General features: G+C 61.4%; 21 protein-coding genes. 13 read left to right on the top strand and 8 right to left on the bottom strand.

Annotated features, from left to right (window positions below):
- Positions 1-76 precede the first annotated feature (76 nt).
- The 5 genes from PZN02_RS24760 (at position 77) to PZN02_RS24740 (ending at position 6,665) form a co-directional block, all read left to right on the top strand.
- On the top strand, positions 77-1,585 hold the full coding sequence (locus tag PZN02_RS24760; protein ID WP_280661621.1) for an ABC transporter substrate-binding protein: 1,509 nt from the start codon (positions 77-79) through the stop codon (positions 1,583-1,585).
- An 81-nt stretch (positions 1,586-1,666) separates the two neighbouring features.
- Positions 1,667-2,581 carry an ABC transporter permease gene (locus PZN02_RS24755; RefSeq protein WP_280661620.1) on the top strand — a complete coding sequence of 305 codons (915 nt, stop codon included), beginning with the start codon at positions 1,667-1,669 and terminating at the stop codon, positions 2,579-2,581.
- A 3-nt stretch (positions 2,582-2,584) separates the two neighbouring features.
- Positions 2,585-3,508: an ABC transporter permease gene (locus PZN02_RS24750; protein ID WP_280661619.1), complete on the top strand. Its 924-nt coding sequence runs from the start codon at positions 2,585-2,587 to the stop codon at positions 3,506-3,508.
- Positions 3,505-5,235, top strand: a complete 1,731-nt coding sequence (locus tag PZN02_RS24745; RefSeq protein WP_280661618.1) for an ABC transporter ATP-binding protein — start codon at positions 3,505-3,507, stop codon at positions 5,233-5,235. Before PZN02_RS24750 ends, PZN02_RS24745 begins: the two co-directional genes overlap by 4 nt.
- Positions 5,232-6,665 carry an aldehyde dehydrogenase family protein gene (locus PZN02_RS24740; protein ID WP_280658083.1) on the top strand — a complete coding sequence of 478 codons (1,434 nt, stop codon included), beginning with the start codon at positions 5,232-5,234 and terminating at the stop codon, positions 6,663-6,665. Before PZN02_RS24745 ends, PZN02_RS24740 begins: the two co-directional genes overlap by 4 nt.
- 72 nt (positions 6,666-6,737) lie before the next feature.
- On the opposite strand, the gene PZN02_RS24735 is transcribed toward PZN02_RS24740, so the two are convergent.
- From PZN02_RS24735 to PZN02_RS24715, 5 genes are all read right to left on the bottom strand, one after another.
- Complete coding sequence (locus tag PZN02_RS24735; RefSeq protein ID WP_280661617.1) at positions 6,738-8,534, bottom strand: B12-binding domain-containing radical SAM protein; 1,797 nt, start codon at positions 8,532-8,534, stop codon at positions 6,738-6,740.
- Between the two features lie 370 nt (positions 8,535-8,904).
- Positions 8,905-9,834, bottom strand: coding sequence for an electron transfer flavoprotein subunit alpha/FixB family protein (locus PZN02_RS24730; protein WP_280661616.1), 930 nt, complete (start codon positions 9,832-9,834; stop codon positions 8,905-8,907).
- 24 nt (positions 9,835-9,858) lie between these two features.
- Entirely contained in the window at positions 9,859-10,608 is a 750-nt protein-coding gene (locus tag PZN02_RS24725; protein ID WP_280661615.1) for an electron transfer flavoprotein subunit beta/FixA family protein, read from the bottom strand.
- A 38-nt stretch (positions 10,609-10,646) separates the two neighbouring features.
- A complete protein-coding gene (locus PZN02_RS24720; RefSeq protein WP_280661614.1) occupies positions 10,647-11,249 on the bottom strand; it encodes a dimethylsulfoniopropionate lyase in 603 nt (200 codons plus the stop codon).
- 48 nt (positions 11,250-11,297) lie between these two features.
- Positions 11,298-13,334, bottom strand: a complete 2,037-nt coding sequence (locus PZN02_RS24715) for an NADH:flavin oxidoreductase (protein ID WP_280661613.1) — start codon at positions 13,332-13,334, stop codon at positions 11,298-11,300.
- Positions 13,335-13,480: 146 nt separating this feature from the next.
- On the opposite strand from PZN02_RS24715, the gene PZN02_RS24710 reads away from it, so the two are divergent.
- From PZN02_RS24710 to PZN02_RS24680, 7 genes are all read left to right on the top strand, one after another.
- Positions 13,481-14,119, top strand: coding sequence for a TetR/AcrR family transcriptional regulator (locus tag PZN02_RS24710; RefSeq protein WP_280661612.1), 639 nt, complete (start codon positions 13,481-13,483; stop codon positions 14,117-14,119).
- A 6-nt stretch (positions 14,120-14,125) separates the two neighbouring features.
- Positions 14,126-14,920, top strand: a complete 795-nt coding sequence (locus PZN02_RS24705; protein ID WP_280661611.1) for a pyrroline-5-carboxylate reductase family protein — start codon at positions 14,126-14,128, stop codon at positions 14,918-14,920.
- Positions 14,921-14,992: 72 nt separating this feature from the next.
- Positions 14,993-15,994 (top strand): ABC transporter substrate-binding protein, encoded by a 1,002-nt coding sequence (locus PZN02_RS24700; protein ID WP_280661610.1) that lies wholly within the window; start codon positions 14,993-14,995, stop codon positions 15,992-15,994.
- Between the two features lie 96 nt (positions 15,995-16,090).
- Positions 16,091-16,978 carry an ABC transporter permease gene (locus PZN02_RS24695; RefSeq protein ID WP_280661609.1) on the top strand — a complete coding sequence of 296 codons (888 nt, stop codon included), beginning with the start codon at positions 16,091-16,093 and terminating at the stop codon, positions 16,976-16,978.
- Positions 16,971-18,050: a quaternary amine ABC transporter ATP-binding protein gene (locus PZN02_RS24690; RefSeq protein WP_280661608.1), complete on the top strand. Its 1,080-nt coding sequence runs from the start codon at positions 16,971-16,973 to the stop codon at positions 18,048-18,050. Before PZN02_RS24695 ends, PZN02_RS24690 begins: the two co-directional genes overlap by 8 nt.
- A gap of 66 nt (positions 18,051-18,116) precedes the next feature.
- Positions 18,117-20,102, top strand: a complete 1,986-nt coding sequence (locus PZN02_RS24685) for an oxidoreductase (protein ID WP_280661607.1) — start codon at positions 18,117-18,119, stop codon at positions 20,100-20,102.
- The gene (locus tag PZN02_RS24680) at positions 20,102-21,103 is read left to right on the top strand and encodes an Ldh family oxidoreductase (protein ID WP_280661606.1); all 1,002 of its coding nucleotides are present in this window, start codon (positions 20,102-20,104) and stop codon (positions 21,101-21,103) included. The genes PZN02_RS24685 and PZN02_RS24680 overlap by 1 nt, the downstream gene beginning before the upstream one ends.
- Before the next feature lie 81 nt (positions 21,104-21,184).
- On the opposite strand, the gene PZN02_RS24675 is transcribed toward PZN02_RS24680, so the two are convergent.
- On the bottom strand, positions 21,185-22,246 hold the full coding sequence (locus PZN02_RS24675; RefSeq protein ID WP_280661605.1) for an FAD-binding oxidoreductase: 1,062 nt from the start codon (positions 22,244-22,246) through the stop codon (positions 21,185-21,187).
- A 4-nt stretch (positions 22,247-22,250) separates the two neighbouring features.
- The gene (locus PZN02_RS24670) at positions 22,251-23,489 is read right to left on the bottom strand and encodes an aromatic ring-hydroxylating oxygenase subunit alpha (protein WP_280661604.1); all 1,239 of its coding nucleotides are present in this window, start codon (positions 23,487-23,489) and stop codon (positions 22,251-22,253) included.
- A gap of 158 nt (positions 23,490-23,647) precedes the next feature.
- Between PZN02_RS24670 and PZN02_RS24665 the strand changes: the two genes are divergently transcribed.
- Complete coding sequence (locus PZN02_RS24665) at positions 23,648-24,526, top strand: LysR substrate-binding domain-containing protein (protein ID WP_280661603.1); 879 nt, start codon at positions 23,648-23,650, stop codon at positions 24,524-24,526.
- A gap of 40 nt (positions 24,527-24,566) precedes the next feature.
- Here PZN02_RS24665 and PZN02_RS24660 read toward each other — a convergent pair whose 3' ends face one another.
- A complete protein-coding gene (locus PZN02_RS24660) occupies positions 24,567-24,905 on the bottom strand; it encodes a cupin domain-containing protein (RefSeq protein ID WP_280661602.1) in 339 nt (112 codons plus the stop codon).
- Positions 24,906-24,907: the final 2 nt, after the last annotated feature.

Here is a 24,907-nt window from a genome sequence, read left to right as displayed (position 1 = left end):
TAGGTTCGGCCGGCGGGCGAATGGGACGAGGATGCCCGCCGGACGTGGCCGAGATGCAAACACCAGGGAGGAAAACATGAAGAGGTCAAGTGTTCTTGCGATAGCGTCCGCCGTCCTGATGACGGCCGCCGCATCGTCGGCAATGGCGCAGGCGGGGCAGGAAATCCGCATCGTCCTGCCAGAGCAGCCGGCAAATCTGGAGCCCTGCGGCACGATCATCACCAATGTCGGGCAGATCCTCAGTCAAAACGTGGTCGAGCCGCTGACGGTGATCGACCCGAAGACCGGACAGGCCCAACCGAAGCTTGCGACCGAATGGACACAGGTCGATCCGGTAACCTGGCGGCTCAAGCTACGCGACGGTGTGAAATTCCAGGACGGCTCGGACTTCAACGCGGAAGCGGTCGTCTTCTCGATCAATCGAATGCTCGGCGGCAAGGTCACCTGCAGCAACATCGCCAAATTCGGCGATGCGAAGCTGGAGGTCACCGCCGTCGACGATCTCACCGTCGAGATCAAGTCGGACAAACCCCAACCGATCCTGCCGACGCTCTTGAGTGTCGTCATGGTCGTCTCGCCGAAGACGCCGGTCGATCAGGCGGTCAACGATCCGGTCGGGACCGGCCCGTTCAAGCTCTCGACCTTCTCGCCGCAGACCGTTGTGCTCGATGCCTTCGACGGCTATTGGGGTCAGAAGCCGGAGTTTACCAAGGCGACCTATGTCTGGCGCCCGGAATCCTCGATCCGCGCCGCCATGGTCGACACTGGCGAAGCGGACCTCACGCCGTCGATCGCCATTCAGGACGCGAGCAATCCGGAGACGGACTTCGCCTATCTGAACTCCGAAACCACTGCAATCCGCATCGATACCGCCCAGCCGCCGCTTGACGACCTGCGCGTCCGCAAGGCGCTGAATCTTGCGATCGATTGGGAGGGGCTCGCTCAGCTCTTCGGCGACGACGTCAAGCGTGCGTCGCAGATGGTCGTTCCGGGCATCAACGGCCACGACGACGCGCTTGAAGCGTGGCCTTACGATCCTGAAGAGGCGACGAAGTTGCTCGAGGAGGCGGCTGCCGACGGCGTTGCCGTCGATACCGAGATCAAGCTCATCGGCCGCAACGGCATCTATCCGAACGGTGCGGAAGCAATGGAAGCCATGATGACGATGTGGCAGGCCGTGGGTCTGAACGTCAAGCTCACCATGCTCGATGTCGCCGACTGGCTCAGATACCTGCAAAAGCCCTTCCCGGAAGAGCGCGGCGCCAACCTCTTGCAGATGATGCACGACAACAACAAGGGCGATGCGGCCTTCACGATCCCGATCTTCTACCGCTCGAGCGGCAACTACGCGACGCTTGCCGATCCCGCCCTCGACAAGGAGATCGATGCAGCGCTCGCCGCCACGGGCGAGGCCCGCACGAAGAGCTTCAAGGCGCTGTTCGACAAGGCGCGCAAGGAGGTGGTCGCGGACATCCCGATGTTCCACATGATCGGCTACACGCGTGTCGGCACCAGACTTGATTGGAAGCCGGATATTACGACCAACAGCGAAATCCCCTTGGCCAATATTCGCCTTAAAGACTGACCAGGGAGGTGCAGGGCGGCAAACACCGTCCTGCACCAGCTTCCCATCATCGCGTGCGATATCCTTCGAAGGGCATCGGAAATGTTCAGCTATATAGGACGCCGTGCGTCCCACAGCATCCTGTCGGTCATCGGTCTGTTGACGCTCGTCTTCTTTTTGACGCGGCTCACCGGCGACCCGTCCGCCTTGTACCTCCCGCTCGATGCAACGGCCCAGGCGCGGGCCGCATTCGCAAAATTGAACGGTCTCGACCAGCCGATCCCCTGGCAGTTTGCGGAATATCTTAAGGACTTGCTGCATCTCGATTTCGGCCAGTCGCTGCGACAGAACCGTTCGGCGATGGAGGTGGCGCTCCAGGCTTTTCCGGAGACGCTGAAACTTGCCTTCGTCGCGATCACGCTTTCGACCGGGCTGGCAATCCTCGTCGGATCGCTTGCCGCCGCACGTCCCGGCAGCCTCTTCGACCGTGTCGCCAGCGTCGCTTCCCTTGCCGGGGCCAGCGCTCCGGATTTCTGGGTGGCAATCGTCGGTATCCTGGTCTTTGCCGTCGGCCTGGAGATCCTGCCGACATCAGGCACCGGCACCTGGGCCCACTGGATCATGCCGATCTTCGTGCTGATGCTGCGGCCCTTCGGGCTGCTCGTGCAGGTCGTGCGTGGCACCATGCTCTCCGCGCTTGCCTCGCCCTACATCAAGACCGCACGCGCCAAAGGGCTTCGCCGCCAGAAGATCGTCTTCGGCCACGCGCTTCGCAATTCGCTGTTGCCGGTGGTCACCGTCGCAGGCGACCTCGCCACCAGCCTCGTCAACGGCGCCGTTGTAGTCGAGTCGATCTTCGGATGGCCCGGCATCGGCAAGTTGATGATCGACTCGATCATCCAGCGCGATTTTGCCGTCGTTCAATCGACAATCTTGGTGACAGCGACCGCCATATTCATCCTGAACATCGCGATCGATCTGCTCTATGCGTTTATCGATCCGCGCATCCGGTATTGAGCCATGACGATCATAACTCCCGATACCAATCAGACGGCAGGCCCTGGCACCGGTGGTGTCCTGCTCATCTATTTGCGACGCGACAGGCTGGCGCTTGCCGCAGCAATTTTCCTCGCGCTCTTCGTATTGGCGGCGATCCTCGGACCATGGCTCGTCGGCGACGCCGCGTCTCGGTTGGGGCTGCGCCAGCGCAACCTTGCGCCGTTCTCCCTCGAACATTCGTGGATCTACTTTCTCGGTGCCGACACGCTCGGGCGACCGCTTCTCGCGCGCCTGATCGTCGGAGCCCAGAGCACGCTCGGCATCGCCGCGGCGGCGGTTTTCTCTTCCATGCTCATCGGCGGGACCCTCGGCCTCATCGCCGGTTACTCCGAACGATGGTACAGCCATCTGATCCTGCGCCTTGCAGACGTGGTGATGAGCTTTCCGTCGCTGCTTCTGGCGCTGATCGTGCTCTATACGTTGGGCCCGAGCATCACCAATCTCGTTATCGTTCTCGCCATCACGCGCATGCCGATCTATCTCAGGACCGCGCGTGCCGAGGTGCTGGAACTGCGCGAGCGCATGTTCGTCAGCGCGGCGCGCTCGATGGGGGCCGGACCCGCCCGCATCCTTTTGAGGCATATCGCGCCACTTGTCCTGCCGACCTTGGTCACGATCGCCGCCATCGACTTCGCGACGGTCATTCTGTCGGAATCGGCGTTGAGCTTCCTCGGCCTCGGTATTCAGCCTCCCGATTTTACCTGGGGCGCAATGGTGGCGAACGGGCGCGGCTATCTCTCTACCGCCTGGTGGATCGCCTTCTGGCCGGGCCTTGCCATCATGCTGACGACGCTGTCCCTCAACATCCTTTCGAACTGGGCCCGAACCGTCGCCGATCCGCAACAACGTTGGCGTCTGCAGACTTTGCGAAAGGCAGCCCGATGAAGAGTGCACACGAGTCTATTCTCAAGAGCGAAGGGCCGATCCTGAAGATCGAAGGGCTCACGGTCGATTTCCTTTCGAACGACGAGCCGGTTCGCGCCGTCGACAATGTCTCCTTCCATGTCAACCGGGGCGAGACGCTCGTCATCCTCGGCGAAAGCGGCTCGGGCAAAAGCGTCAGCACGAGCACGGTGATGGACCTCGTCGACTGCCCGCCCGGCGATATCGTCGGCGGATCGTGCCTCTTCGAGGGTACTGAACTGTCGCGCCTGGACGCGGAGGGCCGCCGAAACATCAACGGTCGCCGGATCGCGATGATCTTTCAGGATCCGCTCGCCTATCTCAATCCGGTCTACACCATTGGACGGCAGATCGCGGAGGTGTTCGAGAGCCATGACGCGGCACATGGCAAGGAAGCACGTGCCAACGCAATAGAACTGCTTCGGCGCGTCGGTATCCCAGAGCCGGAAAGTCGGGTGGATTTCTATCCGCATCAGTTCTCCGGAGGCCAGCGCCAGCGGGTGATGATCGCCATGGCGATCGCGCTGAAGCCCGATATTCTGATTGCCGACGAGCCGACGACGGCACTCGACGTCAGCGTCCAGGCGCAGATTCTCGATCTCTTGCGCGACCTCCAGCGCGAGACCGGGATGGCGCTCGTCATGATCACCCACGATCTCGAGGTCGCCGCATCCATGGCCGACCGGATCATCGTCATGAATGGCGGAAAGATCGTGGAATCCGGTCTCGCCCAGGAAGTGTTCAGCAACCCGCAACACCCCTACACGCGACGCCTCATCGCCGCACTCCCGCACGGCGAAGCGGCGGAAACGTCGCACAGACGGTCGACGGACCTTACCGGCGCGACGCTTCTCAAGGTGGAGCACCTGACGAAGGAATATGTGCTTGCATCCGGCGCCTTCGCCGGCAAGCGCACGTTCAAGGCAGTCGACGACGTCAGTTTCGAAGTGAGGAAAGGCGAGACGCTCGGCATCGTCGGGGAGTCTGGTTCAGGTAAGTCGAGCGTTGCACGCATTCTGCTGCGGCTGAACGATCCAAGCTCCGGTCAGGCGATCTTTGCGGGCGAAAACATCTTCGAGATGAGCGGGAAGCACCTCGTTGCGTTTCGACGAAAGGTCCAGATGGTGTTTCAGGATCCCTATGGCTCCATGAACCCACGCATGAACGTCCGCTCCATTATCTCAGAGCCTTGGGCGATCCACCGCGATCTCCTGCCCAGGAGCAAGTGGAAGGACCGCGTGGCGGAGCTTCTGGATCTGGTCGGTCTGAGGCCGGAACATGCCGAGCGCTACCCGCATCAGTTCTCCGGCGGCCAGCGGCAGCGTATCGCTATCGCCCGGGCGCTGGCGAGCGAACCGGAATTGATCGTTTGCGACGAGGCGGTCTCCGCTCTCGATGTCTCGATCCAGGCACAGGTGATCGATCTGCTGGCCGATCTTCGCACAAGGCTCGGCCTCTCCTATATCTTCATCACCCATGACCTGCCGATCGTGCGCCATTTCGCCGATCGGATCCTGGTGATGAAACAGGGAAAGATCGTCGAGGAGGGTCCGACCTCGGCATTGTTCAGCGCGCCGCAACACGAATACACGCAGAGCCTTCTCAAGGCGGTGCCGAAGCCGAAATGGCTCATGTCTACTGAAGCGCCGTCGGCAGTGCCAGGCGCGCCTCGACGTGGGTGGACGAGAAACGGGAGCATGGCAGGATGACACTTCATCAGAACCTGATCGCCGGCGAATGGGTCGGCACGGATGGCGTTGCCAACATCAATCCGTCGAACACCAACGATGTCATCGGCGACTATGCCCGCGCCAGCGCCGACGACGCGTTAGCCGCGATCGCGGCGGCCAAGGCGGCGTTTCCGGCCTGGTCGCGCTCCGGCATCCTCGAGCGCCACGCGATCTTAAAGAAGACCGCCGACGAGATCCTGGCGCGCAAGGACGAACTCGGGCGGCTGTTGTCGCGCGAGGAGGGCAAGACGCTGGCCGAGGGCATCGGCGAGACGGTGCGGGCCGGCCAGATCTTCGACTTCTTCGCCGGCGAAGCTCTGCGGCTGGCCGGCGAGGTCATCCCGTCGGTGCGGCCCAATATCGGTGTCGAGATCACCCGCGAGCCAGTCGGCGTCGTCGGCATCATCACCCCGTGGAACTTTCCGATCGCCATTCCCGCCTGGAAGATTGCCCCGGCGCTTTGCTACGGCAACACCGTCGTCTTCAAGCCGGCCGAACTGGTGCCCGGCTGCTCGTGGGCGATCGTCGATATTCTCCACCGCGCCGGTCTGCCCAAGGGGGTGTTGAACCTCGTCATGGGCAAGGGCTCGGTCGTCGGCCAGGCGATGCTCGACAGCCCCGACCTGCAGGCGATCACCTTCACCGGCTCGGTCGGCACCGGCAAACGTGTCGCCGCCGCCTCGGTCGAGCACAACCGCAAATTCCAGCTGGAGATGGGCGGCAAGAACCCGTTCGTCGTGCTCGATGACGCCGACCTTGCGGTCGCCGTCGAGGCGGCGGTCAATTCCGCCTTCTTCTCGACCGGCCAGCGCTGCACCGCCTCGTCGCGGCTGATCGTCACCGAAGGCATCCACGATAAGTTCGTCGCGGCGATGGCCGAGCGGATGCACGGTCTTGTCGTCGACGACGCCTTGAAGGCCGGCACCCATATCGGTCCGGTCGTCGATCAGGGCCAGTTGAACCAGGACACCGACTATATCGCCATCGGCCAGCAGGAAGGCGCCAGGCTCGCCTTCGGCGGCGAACTGATTGCCCGCGACACGCCCGGCTTCTATCTGCAGCCGGCGCTGTTCACCGAGGCGACCAATCAGATGCGCATATCCCGCGAGGAAATCTTTGGCCCGGTGGCGGCGGTGATCCGGGTGAAGGACTACGACGAGGCGCTTGCCGTTGCCAACGACACGCCGTTCGGGCTGTCCTCCGGCATCGCCACCACCAGCCTCAAGCATGCGACGCATTTCAAGCGCAATGCCGAGGCCGGCATGGTGATGGTCAACCTGCCGACCGCCGGCGTCGATTTCCACGTGCCGTTCGGCGGCCGCAAGGGCTCGTCCTACGGCTCGCGCGAACAGGGCAAATACGCCGCCGAATTCTACACAACCGTCAAGACTGCCTACACGCTGGCGTAAAGCGTGTTCGTCGCTGGACGCCTTGTGTTTCCGCGGAACACGGGGTCGCGCTTCGACTCCCTCCTCAGCCAGTCAACCGCGGAGCTCTGATGACGCCGAAGTGGCATGGGTGAGCGCGTTGACCTTCTTCACATGCGCCACCGCTGCCGTGCCGCCGGCAGTCTTGGTGAACAGTTCAAGCGCCTCCTCTTCGTCGGCTCCGACCGGCGTCAACGCCTGATCCATGTAGACCCTCGAAGCCGGATCGCGGAAGATCCTGTAGGCGGCGGCAGTCAACCGGATGATCGTACCCGCGAGCGCCACATGCTTGCGCACCGTTTCCCATAGAAACTGCGGCCAGAAGATCAGCGGATGGACCCGCTTCATGCCCGGCCGCCGCTCCGACGGCCGCTTCAGGCGCAGAAGGCCGCTCTGCAGCGGATGGACGTTTTCAAGCGGTACCATCGTCGCAAAGGAAACGAGCAGCTTGACAAGACTTGGAAGCGGCACGCCCGTCGCGGCCGCGCGGCGTAGCAGAGTCTTCATGTGCTCCGGCGTGTAATAGAGCCGCCATGCCTCGCGGTAGATGTCTTCCCACGCCTCCCGGCTCATCCTCGGATGCGCCGCGCACACATGCTCGACATCATAGACGTTGAGATCGGCCTCCATCTCGGCACCGTTCTTCCAGAGCTTCTGGTGATCCTCCGAGCCCGGCAGCGGCGTGAGAATGAAGAATTCGATGATATCGACCGGCAGTTCGTGTTGGATGATGGCGATGTCGCGCCGGATGGTCTCGGGCGTATCCGCCGGAAAGCCGAGGATATAGCCCGCGAGCGTCATGATGCCCTGCGCCTTCCAGGCGAGCAGCATCTTGCGGTATTCGGTGATCTTGTTCTGGTTCTTCTTTGCAGCGGTCAGGTTGTCCGGATTGATGTTCTCGAGGCCGATGAAAACACGGGTAACGCCGGCCCGCTTTGCCTTCTCGATGAAATTCGGGATCTTATGGCAGAGCACATCGACCTGGATCATCAGGCCGAGCGGAATACCGTCCTTCTCCCGCAGTTCGATCAGCCGGTCGAAGGTGGCCTCCCAATCCTTGTTGCGGGCAAAATTATCGTCGGTGATGAAGAATTTGTGGACGCCCTGCGCCCAGTTCATCCGCACGAGTTTCTCGATGTCGTCGGCCGAGCGGAACCGCGACCTGCGCCCCTGCACGTTGATGATCGTGCAGAACGAACACTGATAGGGACAGCCGCGCCCGGCATCAAAGCTCGTGCTGAGGCCGAGCGTATGAGCGACATTTTCCTTCGGCAGGAACGGCACCGGCGTGCCGCCAAGACCCGGCAAGTCGCTCATAAAGTTATAAATCGGCTCCAGCTTGCCGGTTGCCGCATCGCGCAGCACCGTTTCAAGACGGCCCTCTGCCTCACCGGCAAACATGGAAATGCCCATCTCCCGGCAGGCGTCGAGTTCCACTGCCTTGCCATCGAGCATGGCAAGACAGCCCGACACATGAAAGCCGCCGATGGCAACGGGTATACCAGCCTCGCGGAACGGCCGTGCAATATCGAGTGCGCGCGGATACTGGTTGGATTGCACCCCGACAAGCGCCACCATGCCGAAATCACCATGTCGGCTAAACACACGCATAAGGGCAGGGAAATCGATCCGCGTATTCGTCTCGTCGAGCACTGTGATATCGATGGAAACGTCTGGACCAAGCACTTTGCGCTCGGCGCAGTCCGCGGCGATGCCATAAAGCGCCGCGAGCGAGTTCGACGGGATCATCGCGCGCCACCAGCGGATCACGTAGCCATCGTCATCATAGTGAGATGGCTTGATCAGGATGAGCTGGAAACGCTTTCCCCTAGCTTCCGAAGGATGCGCCACGTTATTTCTTTCGTGTTGGAAGCAATGGACGCAGCCTAGCAGAGCCAGGCATCATGGCAAGCCGGCGCAAACTCTTCTGCTTTCAAAAGTAAATCTGCAGATCCGAGCACAGCTCTTCTGGAGTTTAGACGTACCTACGGCCAGACGCCCGCGGAAATCAGAGACTCTGCTGCGCGCATTCGAGAAGCATCCCGAGAAGCCGCTCCTCCAAGATGAATTTGCTGCGGTGGATTGCGGACGGGCCCTGACAGGATACCTCCATCGACGGCTGCTTTCTTGGCGTTTTCTGGACCCGGGCGCCCGCTGTTCAGGACGTTAGTCCAGCTAGACGGCCTGGCCCGGGAGTTGCGTCGCCTCGGTTATCGCGGTGTCAAATTTGTCTTTCAAGTTCCGGCAGGACGTCGAAGAGGTCGGCGACGAGGCCGTAGTCGGCGACCTGGAAGATCGGCGCCTCCTCGTCCTTGTTGATGGCGACGATCACCTTGGAATCCTTCATGCCGGCCAGGTGCTGGATGGCGCCGGAGATGCCGCAGGCGATGTAGAGGTCGGGGGCGACCACCTTGCCGGTCTGGCCGACCTGCCAATCGTTCGGGGCGTAACCGGCATCGACGGCGGCACGCGAGGCACCGACGGCGGCACCGAGCTTGTCGGCGACCGGCAGGATCACTTCCTTGAACTTTTCCGACGAGCCGAGCGCCCGGCCGCCAGAGATGATGATCCTCGCCGAGGTCAGTTCCGGCCGGTCGGACGACGACAGCGCATCGGCAACATGGCTCGAAACGCCGGGATTGGCGGCGGCCGAGACCGTCTCGATCGCGGCCGAGCCGCCATCCTGAGCCGCGGCAAAGGCGGCGGTGCGCACGGTGATCACCCGCTTGGCTTCGCTCGTCTGCACCGTCTGGATGGCGTTGCCGGCATAGATCGGCCGCCGATAGGTGTCGGCCGCAACCACCTCGATGATTTCCGAGACCTGGGCGACGTCGAGCAGGGCGGCAACCCGCGGCATGACGTTCTTGCCGACCGAGGTGGCGGCGGCGATGAGCGTGTCGTAGCCGCCGGCAAGCGAGACGATCGTGGCGGCCAGCGGCTCGGCGAGATTGTGGGCGAGCGAGGCGTCGTCGGCGACGAGCACCTTGGCGACACCGGCAAGCTTCGCCGCCTGTTCGGCGACGGCCTTGGCGCCCGAACCGGCGACGAGAATGTGGACGTCACCGCCGATCTTGGTAGCCGCCGTCAGCGCTTTGGCCGTCTGGTCGGAAAGGTTGGTATTGTCGTGGTCAGCCAGAAGCAGAATGGCCATTATGAGATCTCCCTTTCCTAACCTTTACAGAACGCCGGCTTCGCTCTTGAGCTTCTCGACGAGCTCGGCGGCCGACTTGACCTTGATGCCGGCCTTGCGGCCCGACGGCTCTTCGGTCTTCAACACCTTCAGCCGCGGGCTCGTGTCGACGCCGAAATCGGCCGGGGTCTTCTTGTCGAGCGGCTTCTTCTTCGCCTTCATGATGTTCGGCAGCGAGGCATAACGCGGCTCGTTCAGACGCAGATCGGTGGTGACCACCGCCGGCAGCTTTAGTTCGACCGTCTGCAGGCCGCCGTCGACCTCGCGGGTGACATTGACCTTGCCGTCACCGATCTCGACCTTGGAGGCAAAGGTGCCCTGGGCCCAGCCCAAGAGCGCCGGCAGCATCTGGCCGGTCTGATTGCTATCGTCGTCGATCGCCTGCTTGCCGACGATGATCAGCCCCGGCGCTTCGGCCTCGGCCACGCCCTTGACGATCTTGGCAACGGCGAGCGGCTCGACCTGGTCTTCGGTTTCGACCAGGATCGCCCGGTCGGCCCCCATGGCGAGCGCGGTCCTGAGCGTCTCCTCGGCCTTGGCCGGGCCGACCGACACCACCACCACTTCGCTCGCCTTGCCGGCTTCCTTCAAGCGCAGTGCCTCTTCGACCGAGATCTCGTCGAACGGGTTCATCGACATCTTGACATTGGCAAGCTCGACGCCGGTGCCATCCGCCTTCACCCGGATCTTGACGTTAAAGTCGACGACCCGCTTCACCGTTACTAGGATTTTCATGGCTGCTCCCATCTATTTCTTGATTGGCCCGAGGACTCTCACGCCGGGCGGTCTGCAAGCAGCGCCCAGAAAGCCAGGAATGGCTTCTCGAAGGAGCGCATCGCATGTTTGATACCGGGCTCGTTGTAAAATGAGCCGCCAAAACCCGGCCTGAACCATGGCCCGTCGCCCTGACGAAACGCTCCATCCGAAAGGACGAGGTAGACTTCCTCTGGTGGATGATTGTGGTCTGGGTAGCGGACGTGAGGTGCCATCAGCGTTATGCCGATCCACACATCCGTGCGCTCTTCGAGGCCACGAGGTCCGATGATCATCGCATTCGCATGGCCGTCGTGGAAATTATCACTCGCCGAACCGTCATAATTCGAGCGCCGGCGCCATTCGAGCAGCGGCTCGATCGCCTTGAAGCGATCGACCAGACTTTGGAGCGAATCGTGTTCCGTATCGATCGCCAGCACCGTGTCGAGGTGGGAACAGACGGGCAGCCGGCTTCCGGGGCCAGACCTTTGCGCGCCCGGAACCTCAAGCGCAGAAAAGATCTGCCGAATCGAGCGGCGCGATTGCGGAGCCTGTGCGAATTGGTCAAGGGCCACGAAAGCGGCATTGACGAACAACTGAAGGGCTTCACTTCGACGTGTCATGGATGGGTCCTCGGACGCACGGCGGGGGCCGAGGCCTCCCGCCTGGTGTCAGATATCCTTGAGAAGCCGAAGGGCGTCGTAGATCGCTGCGTGCGTGTTGCGCGCCGCGACCGCATCGCCGATGCGGAAGAGCTGGAATTTGCCTTGCGGGTTACGCGCGACAGACTGCTGCTCCCCGGCGATCAGCTGATCGTGCGACATCTCTCCGAGATTGCTTGAGGCGGGCTTCAGCTCGAAGTACAGGTCATCAAGCGGAATGGTGCCGTGGTTGATCACCACCTGATCCACCATGCGCTGCTTGGCAACGCCGCCATAGTCACTGCCGACATGGGCGATCAGCTGGTTGCCTTCGCGTTCAACCGCATCCAGCCTATAGGTGACGGTGAAGGTAACGTCCCGTTTTTGCAAGGAGCGCATATAGGGCACGAGGTTCATGGCCATGACTTCCGGCGCGAAGGAGCGGTCGGGGGTCATAATCTCGACCTTGGCGCCGGCATTGGCGAGGAATTCCGCGGCCTGCAGGCCGGCATGGTCGCCGGCGTCGTCGAAGACGAGGACGTTGGTTCCCGGCTTGACGTCGCCCGAAATGATGTCCCAGGCGGAGACGACGAGTTCGTTTCCCTTTGAGAGGACGTCCGTGTGCGGAAGTCCGCCTGTCGCGATGATGACGACGTCCGGCCTTTCGGCCTCTACGGTCTCAGCCTCCGCCCAAGTGTTGAAATGGAAGGCGACGCCTAGCTTCTCGCACTGGCTCATGCGCCAGTCGATGATGCTGATCATCTCCCGGCGGCGCTCGCTTTGAGCGGTGAGCCGGATCTGCCCTCCCGGATCGTTAGCCGCTTCGAAGACCACGACCTCGTGACCGCGCTCGCCGGCCACACGCGCCGCCTCGAGACCGGCGGGCCCGGCGCCGACGATGACGATCTTCTTGCGACGGTCCGCCTTCGCGATGGTGTGCGGCATCGTCAGCTCGCGTCCGGTCGCGGCATTGTGGATGCAGTAGGCGGCGCCGCCCTGGTAGATGCGGTCGAGACAGTAGTTCGCGCCGACGCAGGGCCGAATGTCGTCCTCGCGCTTCTCGATGATCTTCCGGACGATATGCGGATCGGTCATATGGGCGCGGGTCATCCCCACCATGTCGACCTTGCCGGACGCGATCGCATGGCGCGCGGTGGCGACATCCGGAATCTTCGCAGCATGAAAGGTCGGGAAATTGGTGGCAGCGCGGATCTCGCCGGCGAAATCGAGGTGAGGGGAGTTTGCCATGCCCTGGATCGGGATCACGTCGGTGAGACCGGCGTCCGTATCGATATGCCCGCGGATAACGTTCAGGTAATCGATAAGCCCGCTTTCCTTGAGGCGCTTCGAGATTTCTAAGCCTTCCGCCTTGCCGGTCCCGCCGGGAAGACATTCGTCGGCCGTGTAGCGCACGCCGAGGATGAATTTATCTCCGACACGCGTCCGGATCGCCTTCAGGACATCGAAACAGAAACGCATGCGGTTGTCGAGCGAGCCCCCGTAAGGTCCATCAAGCTCGTTCGTGAGGGGCGAGGTGAACTGATCGAGCAGGTGACCGTAGGCCTCCAGTTCAACGCCATCCATGCCGCCCGCCTTCATGCGCTCGGCCGCATCGGCGAAATCCTTGATGATCCTCTCGATGTCCCAGTCTTCGATCTTCTTGGGGAAGGCGCGGTGCGACGCTTCGCGGTGATGGGAGGGAGCGACAACCGGGAGCCAGTCACCCTTGTCCCACCGCGTGCGCCGACCGAGATGGGTAAGCTGGATCATGATCGCCGCACCCTCCTCGTGCACAGCGTCGGTCATCTGCCTGATCCACGGCACGATCTCATCCTTGTAGGCGAGCAGGTTGTTGAACACGGGCGGGCTGTCCTTCGAAACAGCGGCAGAGCCCGCGGTCATCGTCAGAGCTACACCGCCCTTTGCCCTTTCCACCGTATAGCCGCGGTAGCGCTCCTTCGGCATGCCGTCCTCAGGATAGGCCGGTTCGTGCGCCGTCACGATGATGCGATTGCGCAGCGTCAAGTGCTTGAGCTGATAGGGCTGGAGGAGGGGGTCGTTCGACATATGTCGGGCTCCGGTCTAGAAACGTCAGCTCGAACGCTACGCAAAAATGTACATAAGTGTCAAGAAAGAAAACATCAAAGTCATGCACGTAGACATATGTGTACATTTTTCTTGTATGTCCTTTCACAATTTGTTAGGAGGTCTTTATGGAGCACGTTGCAAACGATAGCGGCTGGCGCGGATCGCAGGAGGGATGGCTGGAGGCGGCCTACGAGTCCCTGCTGGAAGGCGGGGTGGACTCGGTAAAGATTCTGCCATTGGCAAAGAGGCTCAATCTGTCGCGAACGAGCTTCTATTGGTTCTTCAAGGACCGGGAAGAACTGTTGGCAGCGCTCATCGGTCGGTGGCGGGAAAAGAATACCGGCAACATCGTGAAGCAGTCCGAGGCGTACGCGGAATCCCTGGCTGAAGCGATGCTCAACGTATTCGATTGCTGGCTGAACAAGGACCTATTCGACTCGAAGTTTGAATTTGCCGTGCGCAGCTGGGCACTCCAGTCCGAAGACATCTTGGCGGAAGTTCAGCGCGCCGATCAGGTCCGATTGGAAGCCCTCAAACGTATGTTCATCCGTTTCGGTCATTCGGAGATCACTGCCGATGTCCGCGCCCGCACGACCTACCTCGTTCAGATCGGCTACATCTCGATGCAGACTCAGGAGGATATCGCAACCCGCATGAAGCGGATCCCCGAGTACATCGCGATCTATACGGGCCAAGTGCCTGTGCAAAGGGAGCTTGATCGCTTTTTTTCGCGGCACGGCTACAAACCCGAGGCGAAAGGCTAACCGACGATGAGCGGCTCATTGAGGATCGGCATCGTTGGTGGAGGCGGCTGGCTCGGCGGATCAATTGCCGCTTCACTCCTCAATGCCGGTTTGGTGCAGCCGCATGCTCTTTCCCTCTCTTATCGTACGGAGCAGCCCAACCGCTTAAACGGTTCCTTCTGGACCACCGATAACCAACAGCTAGCCGACCGTTCGGACGTGATGATTGTGTCGGTCCGGCCTGCTGATTGGCCGCCGCTCGTGATCGATGCCGACGGAAAGCTCGTGATATCCGTCGTGGCCGGCGTCCGTTTGGGCCGGTTGGCTGAACACCACAATACGAAGAGGGTCATCCGCAGCTTGCCCAACGCGGCCGCTGAGGTCGGCAAGTCCTATACGCCCTGGATCGGCTCGGCAGATGTGACCGATGAGGACCGCGCCATCGTCCGCGCAATCTTCGATGCCTGCGGCACGCAGGACGAGGTCGCAAGCGAAAGCGACATCGATTACCTGACGGGCCTTTCCGGGTCTGGCCCGGCATTTCCCGCATTGTTGGCTACCGCAATGATGAACGATGCCGTGGCGCGCGGACTTAGTCCGGAGATCGCTCAGCGCGCGGTGACCGCGGTCCTCATCGGCGCGGGCCGCCTGCTTGAACGTCGCGACGAATGTCCCACCGATACGGTCGAAGCATTTGTCAGCTATCGCGGCACCACCGCGGCCGCCATCGAGGCAATGCGCGCTGCCGGTTTCGAGACCGCGGTCACGGCCGGGCTCGTCGCCGCGCTCAAGAAATCGGTGAGTATGGGACAGGGTTCCTGAGCTTATCGAAGCGGGTAAACGCGGCGCGCCCCGCTCTTCAATAAAGCGCCGCTAAGAAAAGGGAACGTTGTAATGAAGAAGCTGCTTGCGTCTACATGCCTGGTGTTCGGGCTGCTCGGAGGAGCGTCGCTGTCCAATGCCGCTGAGTGCGGGAACGTCACCATCGCCAGCATGAACTGGCAGAGTGCCGAGGTGCTCTCGAACCTGGATAAGTTCATCCTCAACGAAGGTTATGGTTGCAGCGCCGAAATCACGATCGGCGACACCGTGCCGACGATCACCTCCATGGCGGAAAAGGGTCAGCCCGACATTGCGCCGGAAGCGTGGATCGACCTCCTGCCCGACGTCGTCAAGAAGGGTACGGACGAAGGCCGTATTATTAAGGTCGGCTCTCCCTTGCCGGATGGCGGCGTGCAGGGCTGGTGGATTCCGAAGTACGTTGCTGACGCGCACCCGGACATCAAGACGATTGGCGACGCCCTGAAGCATCCCGAGCTCTTCCCCGATCAGGAGGACGCCAAGAAGGGTGCTGTTTTCAATGGCCCGCAGGGCTGGGGCGGCACGGTCGTCACCTCGCAACTCTACAAGGCGTTCGACGCTCAGAAGGCAGGTTTCACGCTGCTCGACACCGGTTCGGCGGCTGGCCTCGACGGTTCCATCGCGAAGGCCTACGAACGCAAGGAAGGATGGCTTGGTTACTACTGGGCGCCGACTGCGCTCCTCGGAAAGTATGAAATGGTCAAGCTCGACCCAGGCGTGCCGAACGATCCTGCCGAATGGAAGCGATGCGTTACCGTTGCCGACTGCCCCGATCCCAAGCCGAGTGCGTGGCCGGTCGACACAATCGTGACGCTGGTGGCCAAGCCCTTCTCCGAGCAGGTCGGTCCCGAGGTCATGGACTACCTGAAGAAGCGCTCCTGGAGCAACGACACGGTCAGCAAGCTGATGGCCTGGATGACGGACAACCAGGCGAGCGGCGAAGAAGGCGCCAAGCACTTCCTCGAGGAGAACGAGGACGTCTGGTCCAAGTGGGTCTCACCGGAGGCGGCCGAGAAGATCAAGGCGGCGCTCTGATAGGCGTCAAGGTGCGGCGCGCAATGACGCGCCGCACTCATCCAGCCGAAAAAACAGAAAAAGACGTGTGCCGGCTTCTTCAAAAAGGGGAACCGAATGGAATGGTTTTATGAATTCCCGAGCATGAACGACGACTCCCTGCGCACCCTGAAGAAGGCGATCGACGAGGGATTCCGTACATTCACGCGCGCATACGGCGATGCGATCGAGGGCTTCTTCTCGCCCTTGCAGCACTTTCTGATCGCTGCCGAACGCTTCATGACGCAGACGCCCTGGCCGATCATCACCCTGATCATTCTGGTGATCGCCTGGGGGGCAAGCAGAAGCTGGAAGATCGTGCTGGGCTGTCTGGTCACTCTGCTGGCCATCGGCTACTTCGACATGTGGGACGACACGATGCGGACGATCTCGATGATCTTCGTCTGCACCATTCTGTCTATCGCGATCGGTATTCCGACGGGCATCCTGATGTCCCGTTCCGACCGACTGCAGTGGCTGGTGAACCCGGTGCTCGACGTGATGCAGACCATGCCGAGCTTCGTGTATCTGATCCCGGTCGTGATGCTACTTGGCATCGGCAAGGTTCCGGGGCTGATCGCAGTGGTCATCTACGCCATCCCGCCGATGATCCGGCTCACCGATCTGGGCATCCGCCTGGTCGACAAGGACGTTCTCGAGGCAGCCGACGCCTTCGGCTCGTCGAGCTGGCAGAAGCTCAAGAACGTGCAGTTGCCGCTGGCGCTACCGACGATCATGGCCGGCATCAACCAGACCATCATGATGGCGTTGGCCATGGTCGTCATCGCCTCGATGATCGGCGTGCAGGGGCTCGGCCAACCGGTCCTGAAGGCCATCGCCAATCAATATTTCACACTGGGCATTTTCAACGGCCTTGCCATCGTCGGTATCGCCATCATCTTCGATCGGGTCAGCCAGGCGTACGGGCAGAGACTCCAGAAGCACCGGGAGGTCGTCCATGGCTGATCAGCACTTCGACGGCATCAAGATCCGCAACCTTTACAAAATTTTCGGATCGAACGCTGCAGCGCATGTCGAGGCTGTCAGAAACGGCCTCTCGAAAGCCGAGTTGAACGAGACGTTCGGCCATGTCCTGGGCCTCAAGGACATCAACATCGAGATGCCCTCAGGCTGTATTCAAGTCATCATGGGCCTGTCCGGTTCGGGAAAGTCGACGCTTATCCGCCACATCAACCGCCTGATCGATCCGACCGCTGGCGAAGTGCTGGTGAATGGGGTCGATGTCGTGAAAATGAACGAGCTCGAATTACGGGAGTTTCGCAGGCACCAGACCGCGATGGTGTTCCAGAAGTTCGCGCTTCTCCCCCATCGCAACGTCCTCGACAACACGCTCTACGGTCTCGAGGTCCAGGGTATCGAGCGCGCGAAGGCCGTCGATGTCGCGATGTGCTGGATCGAGCGGGTCGGACTGAAAGGCTTCGAGAGCAAGTACCCCAACCAGCTTTCGGGCGGCATGCAGCAGCGCGTCGGTCTGGCCCGCGCGCTTGCCAATGATGCGCCGGTACTGCTGATGGACGAGGCCTATTCGGCTCTCGATCCACTGATCCGCACGGATATGCAGACGGTCCTTCTCGACCTGCAGAAGGAGATCAGGAAGACCATCGTCTTCATCACTCACGATCTCGACGAGGCACTGCGTCTGGGCGACCAGATCGCCATCCTGCGCGATGGAGAAGTCATCCAGCAGGGCACCAGCCAGGACATCGTCCTGCGGCCCGCCGATGATTACGTCGCGAACTTCGTCAAGGAGGTCAACCGCGGGCGCGTCGTCCAGGTCGAGGCTGTCATGGTGCCCCCGCGGGCGGACTTTTCACCGAACGGCACGACAATCCCGGCCGGAACCACCATCGAGGATGCCATGCGCGTGATTGCCAAGGGCCCCGATGGCGATGTCGCCGTCGTCGGTCGGGGCGGAAAGCTCATCGGGGTGGTCAACCTGCGTCAGCTTGCCGGTGCGATGGTCAACTCCCATGGCGCCGTGTCCCAGCACGACGCCTCCCTGGCGAGGGCATTGTAGGCCGGCTCACAAGACCTGGCGCGAAGACCAGCGCGTGCCTCCTAGTCGCATTGCCGGAGAATCCTGATGTCCAAGCTGTTCCCACACCTGCTCTCACCCGTTGACTTGCGTGGGCGCACCTTAAGAAACCGAATCGTGTTCGGAGCCCATACGGCGAACATGGCCGAAGGCGGCCTTCCGACCGAGCGGCATGCGGCGTACTACGCCGAGCGGGCGATCGGCGGGGCAGCCATGATCGTTGTGGAACCCATGCCGGTCCATCCGGCAGCAGTGCTTACTCGAGGGAACTTTCGCCCCTCAGATGACAGTGTGGTCCCGCATTTCAGAAAGGTTGCCGCCGCCATCAAGGACAATGGCGCTGTCGCCATCCAGCAGCTCTATCATGTCGGCGCTCACGGCGATTCGGACAATTCCTTTCACCCGCATTGGTCGCCGTCAGGTCTTCCAAGCTATCATGACAGCGATGGCTCGCATCCGATGAGCGAGGCGGAGATCTGGGAAACGATCGACGGCTTCGTCCAGGCGGCACGCCGGTGCCAAGAGGCGGGTTTCGATGGCGTCGAAGTCTGGGCCGCCTATCTCGGCATGGTCGATCAATTCTGGACGCCATGGTCGAACCGCCGGGATGATGATTGGGGCGGCTCCCTGGAAAACCGCACGCGGATGTCACGAGAGATCCTCACCCGGATCCGGGCAATATGCGGTCCCGATTTCATCGTCGGCCTCGCGGTGAGCGACGAGCCGGATTACAGCGTCGCGCTCTCCAGAAGCGAGCTTGCCGAGATCGTCGGCATGCATGACGAACTGGGATTGATCGACTACGTCACTTGCGGGTCCGGCGGCTATCTGGACTTCCATAAGCTGATGCCCACCTTCCTCTATCCGGAAAAACTCGGGGCGGACCTCTCGGCGGCGCTCAAGCGAACCGTGAAGAAGGCGCTGGTCATTACCGAAAGCCATATCAGGACGCCGGCCAATGCAGAGACGGTGCTCGGCGAAGGTGCGGCGGACCTGGTGTCCATCGTGCGCGGCCAGATCGCTGATCCGCATCTCGCTCGAAAGGCAAGCGAAAATCGCCCGGACGACATCAGGGGCTGCATTTCCTGCAACCAGATGTGCTGGGGTCGGCGGTCGCGTGACTACTGGATAAGCTGTCTTATCAACCCGTCTGCCGGACGGGAATTCGAATGGGGCGGCGATCGCTTCACGCCCGCGGTAGAGCCCAAGAACGTTCTGGTCGTCGGTGGAGGGCCGGCAGGTTTGGAGGCGGCGCGGGTCGCGGCCGAACGAGGTCACGAGGTTGTCCTCGTGGAGGCCTCCAGCCGTCTGGGCGGCAACTTTCTGCTGGCCGGAATGCAGCCGCGCCGGGCGCAGATCCTCGATCTCCTCGAATGGTATGAGCGGCAACTGGCGAAGCTCAAGGTCGATGTACGCCTCAACTGCTATGTGGAGGCGTCAGAGATCGGGGACTACGGCGCCGACGTCGTGATCGCCGCAACCGGCTCAGACTCTCCTGAAACAGGATTTCAAAAGGCACTGCCGGCAGTCGAGACGCTGCCTGGAATCGAAAAGGGCAATGTCTTCAGCGTCGAGGCCGTCATGGCGCGCCAGGCGAGACCCGGCAAGCGCGTCCTCCTCCTGGACGAAGGCGGCGGCTGGCGAGGCTGCGGTACGGCCTGGAAACTCGCCGAAGACGGCCATACGGTTACGATCCTGTCTCCGGATCCTCTGATCGGAAAGGAACTCCAGCGCACGACCGCGGATGTACCCCTTCGGCGTATCCTGAGGAGGCTTGGCGTCAACTGGCAGCTCGAGGTGAGCATACTCGAATGGCACGGCAACGGCGCCACGCTGGTCGACCACAACACGGGAGATCAGATTTTCGTAGAGGGCGACTGTCTTGTGCTCGCGACGACAAACATGCCGGCAAACTGGCTGGCGGAAGCATTGCTGGCAGCCGGTCGACGGGTCGTGCAGATCGGCGATTGCGCAGCTCCGCGGCAGGCTCCCTATGCGTTCTATGAGGGCAGGAAGGCCGCATTGGAGCTGTGATGGCAGACGAACCTGAAACATTATCCGTCGCCGAAATCCGGCGCATTGCCACTGACGCCTGTCTGGCGTGCGGAGGAACCGCCGCGATGGCAAAGTCGCTTGTTGATGCGACCCTGTCTGCCGCCTGGCATGGCCGCCCGGAGGTGGGATTTCCCCATTTCCTCGACTATCTCCAAAGCCTACGCGATGGCCGCATCGACGGAAGCGCGAAACCACACATCGATCATCCGCTGCCGGCGTTCATTCATGCCGATGCGAGGGGCGGCATAGCGCAGCTCGGTTTCGATCTTGTCTTCGAGGACCTGGTCAAGCGGGCGCAGACTTTCGGCATCGCCATCTTCACGCAGAGGAATAGCTATACCGCCGGTGAGCTCGGCTATTATGTACGACGTCTTGCAGGGTACGGCCTGCTGTCGATCGCCTTCGCGAACGCTCACGCGATGATGGCGGCCGCCGGGGGCGGAAAACCCGTGTTTGGTACGAATCCGCTTGCGTTCGGGGCGCCCTTGCCGGCGCCGCAGGCGCCTCTCGTCATCGATCAGGCCGCCAGCGCGACGGCCTTCGTCAACATCGTGCGGGCGGCGGCGGAAAAAGCCTCCATTCCTGAGGGATGGGCCATCGATAATGACGGTGCGCCAACGATCGATCCGACAAAAGCGATGCTCGGCGCATTGCTGCCGTTCGGCGGTTATAAGGGGGCGAATATCGGCCTCATGGTCGAAATCCTGTCGGCGGGTCTTTCCGGGGCTGCGTGGTCGCTCGAGGCGGGAAGCTTTCGCTCCGGCGACCGGTGCCCCAATACGGGGCTGACTGTCATTGCGATTTCGCCGATGGCGACGGATCCTGATTTTGCTGAGCATACGGGGGATCATCTTCGCCGGCTGACGGAGTTCGGGGTGCATCTTCCCGGCGGCGCACAACGGCGGAATCCCCCGGAGGAACGGGAGAACATCGAGATCGAAGCCGCAGTCCTGGCTTCGATCCGTGAATTCCTTCGGTGATTTTCCGTTTTTTCAACCGGATGATACGCCGAGCTCGCCGCTCCGCACGGACTTGATCCGGGAGGCGGCGGATCGTACGCACTATATCTCGACGCTTACGCGGCCCAAGGGCTTCGAGCAGCAGGCGAGGATATAGCCGTCCTCGACATCCTCGTCGGTGATGCCGCCATTGTGCACCATATGGACCTGGCCTTCGGTCTTGCGGACCTTGCAGGTGCCGCAGATCCCCATTGAACAACCCGAGGGGATCACCAGTCCCGCGGCCTTGGCGGACGCCAGGATTGTGTCCGTCTCGTTGCATTTGGTGGTAACGCCGGAAAGGGCGAACTCGATCTCGGCTTGGTTCTGCGCATCGGGAACCAAATCTTCGGGAACGTCCTCGGCATGCTCGGGCTCTGCCGTGAAGCTCTCCTGATGGTATCGGTTCATGTCGAAACCGAGACCGGCAAGCGCCTCGCGCACCGCCCGCATGAAGGGTTCAGGGCCGCAGCAAAACACCTCGCGTTCGAGATAATCCTGCGCCATCAGACCCAGCATGATCTGGTTGAACATTCCCCGATAGCCGGTCCAGGGCCGGAAGGGATCGGGCTCTTCGACAACCCATTTCAGGTCGATGCCGACTATGCGCGACGCCATAAGTTCCATCCTGTCGCGCAGGATGATCTCGGAGGGGCGGCGCGCGCAGTTGATGAAAACAATATCCGGTTCGCGCCCGGAATCGTAAAGCCAGGTGGTCATCGCCACCATCGGCGTGATGCCGGAGCCGGCAGAGATGAAGAGGTATTTCGCGGCAGGATGATGGACGATCGAGAACTTCCCCGCCGGCCCTATCGCCTTGAGGCGCATGCCCTTGTGCAGATTGTCGAGCATCCAGCGCGTGCCGACAGACCCTTCCTGCGCCTTGACAGTGATCGTCAGCGCCGTCGGACGCGAGGGGGCGGAGGAGATCGTATAGGTGCGATAGAGCGGCCCGCCGGGAACGGGCAGTCGCAGTGTGACGAACTGACCCGGATCATGGTTGAACAGCGCGCAGGAAGGGCTCTGGAAGCTGAAGGTTACGACATTCGGCGCTTCCGGCGTACGGGTGACGCATTCAAGCTCTTCCGTGTCATTCCAGAAGGCAAGATTTTTGAATGCGCTCATTCGCTTACTCCGCGGCCTGCCGCATCGGCGTCAGCGAACGTTCGAGCCAGGTGGCGTACCATTCGACGAACTGGACCACGCCGCTTTCCTGAATAGGCGAATAGGGCCCGGGAACATAGGCGGGCGACAGAATCCCTTGCTGGTTGGTTTCAATGATCTCACGGTCTTCGTCATTGGTGGCAATCCAGACCTCAGTCAGCCGCTTGAGATCGTAATCCACACCTTCGACAGCATCCTTGTGCACGAGCCAGGTGGTGGTGACTTCGGTTTCCATCGGGCTGATCGGCGTCACCCGAAAGGTCAGCGAATGATCCGGCAGGAAATGGTTCCAGGTCGACGGATAATGGAACTTTAAGAGCGTGCCTGCGTCGGGCAGGGCAACCCGGCCGAGGTTCTTGTTAACGGCGGCCTTGCCGTCGAGCGTGTAGCTCATGGCCTTTTCCTGCAGCGGCATGCGCGCCAGGCGATACTGGCCGTCCCCGGCGATGCGAAATTGCGCCGGCGCGCCGGCAGCTTCGCAACGGTCGAAATGCGCCTGGAGGACGTCCGAGATCGACCCGTCAGGAGACACACCCGCGACATTCGGGTCAAGGGGAAACGAACGACAAAGGGCGGGATGGTTGCTGCTGCAGTGGTAACATTCGCGGTTGTTTTCCCAGACGAGCTTCCAGTTCCCCTTTTCGACGATGGTCGAGGTATAGGCGACCTTGGCGTCTTTCAGGTCGTGGATCGCGAGATAGGGCCGAGCCAGCTCGGCAAAGGTTTCGAAATCCGGCGGCGTCTCAGACAGGCAGATGTAGATCAGGTCCTCGAGATTGCGCAGGCTTACCGGTTTCAGGCCATGTTTCGACGCGTCGAAGTCCGGGCCCATGTCATTCGCCCAGATCAACTTTCCGTCCAATTCGTAAGTCCATTGATGATAGGGACAGACGAGCTTGGCCACCTGTCCTTGCCGCGCCTTGCAGATCAGCGAGCCGCGGTGACGGCAGGAATTGTGAAAGGCGCGGATTTCGCCGTCGCGGCCGCGAACGATGACCACCTCATAGGCGCCGACACGCATCGTGACGTAGCTGCCCGTCTTTGCAAGCTGGCAGGCCGGGACCGCGTAGAGCCATTCCTTGTAGAAGATATGCTCAAGGTCGAGCTCGTAGATTGCTGGCGATGTGTAGAACGGCTGTTCGAGAGAATGGCCGGGAACGCGGCGCGCAAGCAGATCATATATGGAATGCGTGGGGACTGTCATAGGAGGATTCCATGCTCGACATATTCAACTGTGATGGAACCTTCACGCCAGCAAGCCTTTTTGACAATAGCACTTTTTTTCACGATGCATTAGTTTAACTAATCTCACGAAGCGCTGTCGGTCGGCGTCCCGGCAGATTCGGTTTTGAAAGATACCCTATGCCAAGGCCCTACGATCTCTCCTCCATGACCGCTCTCATCTGCTTCGAGGCGGCCGCCCGCAATGCGAGCTTCAAGAAGGCTGCTCAGGAAATGAACGTGACGCCTGCGGCAGTCAGTCACCAGATCAAAGCGCTTGAGACCGATCTCGGATGCAACCTATTCCTGCGCCGCAGTCGCGGTGTCGAACTGACGGAGAAAGGTGCGTTTTTGTTCATTGCGATCCAGCGTGGATTCGAGACGATTTCAGAGGCCGTCACGCAGATACGCGATCGCCCGGAAACAGTTGACGTGACGATCCGGACGACCACGGCGATCAGTTCACTGTGGCTCACGCCGAAGATCTCGGCTTTCTGGAAAATCCATCCCGCCATTACCGTCTCGCAGATCGTCAGCGACGTTCCGGCAATGGCCGGTCGCTGCGATCTGAGTATCCACTACGGCGATCCGCAGGAGAATGGCGTCGAATACCGCACGCTCTTTCAGGATCGCATCGTCGCGCTCGGCACACCGGCCTTCGCCGCCGAGCATGGCATCACCCGCGTCGAGGATCTGCTCAAGGCGCCCCTGATCCATATGAGTAACGAGGAAACAAACTGGACGACCTGGGCCGACTGGTTTCTCGCGCTCGGGCGCCCGCTGCCGAAGGGGCGCAACTTCTACGTCAACAACTACATGATCGCGCTTCAAGCCGCTCAGGACGACGTCGGGGCAGTGCTGGGCTGGGACGGGCTCGTTGAAAGCCTCATGCAAGGAGGGCGACTTGTCCAGTTGGTCGCCGATACCATTCCTTCACCCGTGCCCTTCCATCTGAAGATCCATCCTAAGGCGACATCCAAGGCTCGCCTGTTTGCGGATTGGCTCGTCAAAGCGGTCTAGCGTCCCGCTTTCGGTTCCATCCCGTTTTCGGCTCAGTGTCCTATTTCAGGAAATCGGCGCGATGCGGCGTGAAGCTGTCGATGAGGCGGCCTGCCTCCAGCGCTACGACGCCATGGACCACGCCCGACGGTGCGATGAAGCTGTCGCCGACGGAAAGAACCGCGCTATGCCCGCCGACGGTGACTTCGAACTTGCCTTCCGCGACATAGCTCGCCTGAACGTGCGGGTGCGAGTGCGGCGCGCCGACACCGCCCTTTTCGAAAGCGAATTCGACCATCATCAGCTCGTCCGTGTGCAGGATCACCCGGCGTCGGTTGCCCTGTCCGAGGTCGATCCATTCACCTTCGTTGCCGCGGGCGAAAAGTTTGGTATCCATCATCG

The organism is Sinorhizobium garamanticum (assembly GCF_029892065.1).
GTDB lineage: Bacteria > Pseudomonadota > Alphaproteobacteria > Rhizobiales > Rhizobiaceae > Sinorhizobium > Sinorhizobium garamanticum.
The sequence above is the reverse complement of the archived record's forward strand: the minus strand, read 5'-3'. Positions and strand labels throughout refer to the sequence as shown.